The sequence below is a fragment of the Rhodoluna sp. genome, assembly GCF_024641065.1.
Lineage (GTDB): Bacteria > Actinomycetota > Actinomycetes > Actinomycetales > Microbacteriaceae > Rhodoluna.
In genome coordinates this window covers 1-3,968 of the sequence record NZ_JAHEDV010000021.1, presented here as the reverse complement: position 1 = coordinate 3,968, position 3,968 = coordinate 1, and the positions used below count along the sequence as shown (strand labels likewise).

Genomic DNA, 3,968 nt, shown 5'->3' with positions numbered 1-3,968 from the left:
GCCAAGCAACTAAGTCTTCAAGCACTTCTTGCTTGTTCGTCTCATTGAAAACTTCGTGACGAGCATCGTGATAAATCACAAGCTCAACATCGTGCACTCCAGCCTTGCGGTAGGCATCAAGCAACTTCTTGTTGCCCTTCTCTCCGCCCAGCGGATCAGCAGACCCGGCCATAATAAAAATCGGAACGTGGGAATCGATCTGCTTGGACGGCACACCCATCAACTTTGCGGTGTTGGTGATTCCAAAAACCTGAATCGCTGTTTCAGGAAAGTTCTTTGGGTCGGCAAGAAAATCGCGACCAACTTCTTCGTCGCGACTCAACCATTCGTAGCCGGACGCATTTGGTGTCTTGTTCCACTTCTTGTTGAAACCAGAACTTGGCACAACGCCTGGAATCAAAATGGATGAACCGCTCAACACAAGGCCGTCGTATTCATCGGAGTATTTGTTGTAGATGCGCTGCGCAATCATCGAACCCCAGCTGTGCCCAATAAGTACCAAGGGCTCTTCAGGATTTTCACCAACGATGATGTGACTCAGTTGACGCACGCCTGCAAAAACCGCAGCCATTCCGCCAGGGCCAAGGTTTCCCTGCTTCTTGGTGATGCCCTCGGCGGTCATACGCAATCCAGTTGCACCGTGTCCGCGGTGGTCGTCGGCATAGACGCTGAAGCCTGCTCGGTTTAATGCGGCGGCAACGTGGTCGTAGCGGCGAGCGTGCTCACCCAATCCGTGCACCAGTTGAACGCAGCCTTTCGGCTGAGCCACTGGCCACTCGTAAAAAGTAATGTCGATTCCCTCGGCATCGGTGTAGGTTCGCACAATCGGAAGAGCAGTCATGAGGCAACTTTAGCCCTGGGTTTCATTCATCCCGCACATACAGCGCGCGTCCAGACAACTCCCAGCCTTCTGAACCAGACTGGGTCTTATGAGCAACTCACCAGCCAATCAATTACGGCTAACTGAGCCCAATAAGGCGGTCCGAATTGGTGAACGCAAGGTAGTTCGCATCAAGCGAGCTCAAGACATCATCGAGACCATTGCTTTGTCAATCGTGATGGCGGTTTTGGTGATGTTCCTGATTGACGGCGGGCTCAAAGGCGTCACCGATCTGCCAACCGCCCTGGGTGCAATCAGCCGCGTTACCTCTTTACTCGGTACCGCCCTGCTTTTGATTTTGATGCTGCTTATTGCTCGTGTTCCATGGATTGACAAGTTCTATGGTCACGATGGCGCCACGGTTGTTCACAAGCGCCTCGGCAAACCGGTGCTCTACCTGATCGTTGCCCACTTCCTTGCTTCACTGGTTCAGTACTCAATTACTAATGGTGACGACATTGTCAAAACCCTTTGGTGGTTCATCACCGATGTCCAAGACATGCTCATCGCAACAATCAGTTTGGTTTTGATGGTTGTCGTGGTTCTTACCTCAATCAACTTCACTCGGCGCAAGATGAGCTACGAGGCCTGGTACTTCGTGCACCTAACCTCATACATTTCAGTAGCTCTTGCAGTGCCGCATATTTTTACAGCAGGCAGTGACGTAGCCGGAAAACCGGTGCAAACAATTATTTGGGTTTCGCTTTACCTGTTTGTGTTCCTAAACATTCTTTGGTTCCGCGTGATCATTCCAATTCGCAAGTCTTTCCGTAAGCGTCTTGTCTTGGCACAAACCGTTCGTGAGTCTTCTGACACTGTTTCGCTTTACCTAACCGGCAAGCACCTGCAAAAGATTGAAGCGGTTTCGGGTCAGTTCTACTTCTTGCGTTTTCTAACACCAACTCAGTGGTGGCGCCCACACCCATTCTCAATTTCTGCAGCACCAAATGGTGAGTACTTGCGTTTCACAATTGGTGATCGCGGTGACGACACCAAGCTGATGCAAAACCTGAAGCCGGGTACTCCCATCGCAATTGAAGGTCCATACGGATTGTTCACCGAGGAGCGTCGCACAAAAGAAAAAGTTGTCTTGATTGCTTCTGGCATTGGCATTCCACCGATTCGCACTCTTGCTGAATCTATGGCTGCCCGCCCAGGTGACATCACAGTTATTTATCGCGTGCGAAACGAAAACGATGCGTCGCTGTTAAACGAGATCAAAGAGATTTGTCGTCGTCGCGAATTCCCGCTGCACATCATCGCCGGCCCGCGCGCAAACAAAAACTCTTGGCTAAGTGAAGACGGAACAAACAACCCCGATGTCGCCCGCCTCACAATGATGGCCCCGCATGTTTCAGAAGCAGATGTATTCATTTGTGGACCCGAGGCTTGGACACACAGTGTCATCAAATCTGTGCGCAAGGCTGGCACACCTATCGACAGCATTCACTCAGAGGAGTACGCCTGGTGAGAAAAGTTACTCAAAACATTGTTGGCGTAATCAGCCTTGGCGTTCTTGCCACCTCGTGGTCATTGGGTCAAGCTGCTGAAACTGGTTTGAGCTTGGACAATTCGACTCAGCCTGCGGCACCCGTGGAGGCTGCCCCTGTGGAATCACCTTCAACAGAATCAACACCATCTCAAACAGTGCCGAGCGAGCCGGTCCAATCCGCGACCCCAACCAAGACATCTACACCTGCAGCAACAAAGAAGCCGGCAACGGCATCGGGGTCAAAGACCGGCGACCCGGTTTCTTATAAATACGGTGTGATCCAGCTTGAGGTAGTCAAATCCGGCTCAACAATCACGGCCGTCAACTTGATTCAATCGGGAACCAAGGGGCCAGACTGGGCAGTAGTGCCGGGCATGCTTGCCGATGCAGCAGTCAGCGCTAACGGTTCAAGTTTTGGCAATGTGTCTGGGGCAACCTTCACCACCCAGGCCTTCAAGACAGCATTGGAGTCGGCCCTTGCCAAGTTCTAAAGATTTGAAACTCGCGAACCCACACAGTAAAAAGCGCCCATGGATAGTTTCAACCATGGTCATGGTTGCCGCCAGTGTTGGCGGCGCAATTGGCATCAATGCGCTCTGGCTAAATCCAACAACCGATACCAGTGGCTCAGCCGCGGGTGCGACCAAGACACAGACCGTCAAGGGTGATCCGATTGAGTACCGCTACGGTGTGATCGAACTTGAAGTTACCGCCACCGCCGGCAAGATTGAAAAAATCACTGAGCTGCAAGCAACCGCAAGCCCAGGCTATGACCAAGCCATTCCGGTATTGAACGAAGAAGCCATGAAAGCACAGAGCGCGAACTTTGGAAATCTCTCTGGTGCAACCTTCACCACTGAGGCATACCAACAGGCGCTTTCGAGCGCGCTATCGAAATTGAATTGATGAATTCTTTCGAGCACGCCTCTTCTGAGAACCGGTCTTTTGAACATGTCGAGACCTGTATGGGCACGACGTTTCGTTTTGCCGGCCGCAGTGCACTGAGCGATTCTGAAACTCAAACAGTAATTGCCCAGGCATGTGAAATTTTGCACGAGGCCGACAGAACATTCAGTCTCTATAAAACCGAATCGCCACTGTCGCAACTTGCGCGCGGTGAGACTAGAGTTTCAGATTGCCCACCGGTTGTCGCTGAAATTTGGGACGCATGTGAAGAATGGGAAAAACGAACCGATGGTTGGTTCAGCGCCATGACTCCGCAAAATACTTTTGATCCTTCTGGCATCGTCAAGACCTGGGCGGCAAAACGTGCAGCCGAATATATTTTGCAAGCGGGCATCGTGGACTTCACGATGAATGCCGGCGGCGATGTTTGGTTAGGCGATGAACTAACCACTGAGCAAGATTGGCGCATCGCAATTTCAAAACCAATTTCTATTGCGTCACCTGATCATGCAATTCTCACCGTGATTGATTTGAATGACACTGAGTTTCGTGCGATGGCAACCAGCGGCTCTGCAGAACGCGGCAATCACATTTGGAATCCAAAAGCACCTAGCAAAGATTCGCCAACTGATTTAGTTCAGGTCAGCGTTGTTGCAAAAGATTTAGTAACAGCAGATGTTTGGGCAACCG

At 51.3% G+C, this 3,968-nt stretch carries 5 protein-coding genes; 4 read left to right on the top strand and 1 reads right to left on the bottom strand.

Annotated elements, in window-relative coordinates; all coding sequences use genetic code 11:
• A partial coding sequence (locus tag Q0L26_RS05670; RefSeq protein ID WP_296648562.1) for an alpha/beta hydrolase occupies positions 1–841 on the bottom strand: 841 nt, incomplete at its 3' end.
• Positions 842–929: 88 nt separating this feature from the next.
• On the opposite strand from Q0L26_RS05670, the gene Q0L26_RS05665 reads away from it, so the two are divergent.
• From Q0L26_RS05665 to Q0L26_RS05650, 4 genes are all read left to right on the top strand, one after another.
• On the top strand, positions 930–2,351 hold the full coding sequence (locus Q0L26_RS05665; protein ID WP_296648558.1) for a ferric reductase-like transmembrane domain-containing protein: 1,422 nt from the start codon (positions 930–932) through the stop codon (positions 2,349–2,351).
• Entirely contained in the window at positions 2,348–2,863 is a 516-nt protein-coding gene (locus Q0L26_RS05660) for an FMN-binding protein (protein WP_296648555.1), read from the top strand. Before Q0L26_RS05665 ends, Q0L26_RS05660 begins: the two co-directional genes overlap by 4 nt.
• Positions 2,850–3,278, top strand: a complete 429-nt coding sequence (locus Q0L26_RS05655) for an FMN-binding protein (protein ID WP_296648552.1) — start codon at positions 2,850–2,852, stop codon at positions 3,276–3,278. Before Q0L26_RS05660 ends, Q0L26_RS05655 begins: the two co-directional genes overlap by 14 nt.
• A gap of 59 nt (positions 3,279–3,337) precedes the next feature.
• Positions 3,338–3,968, top strand: a 631-nt coding sequence (locus tag Q0L26_RS05650; RefSeq protein WP_296648549.1) for an FAD:protein FMN transferase, incomplete at its 3' end; no start/stop codon positions are given.

What these genes read in the sequence shown, in the direction of transcription:
- Q0L26_RS05665 (WP_296648558.1), top strand. Translation starts at nt 930, where the DNA reads ATGAGCAACTCACCAGCCAATCAATTACGGCTAACTGAGCCCAATAAG.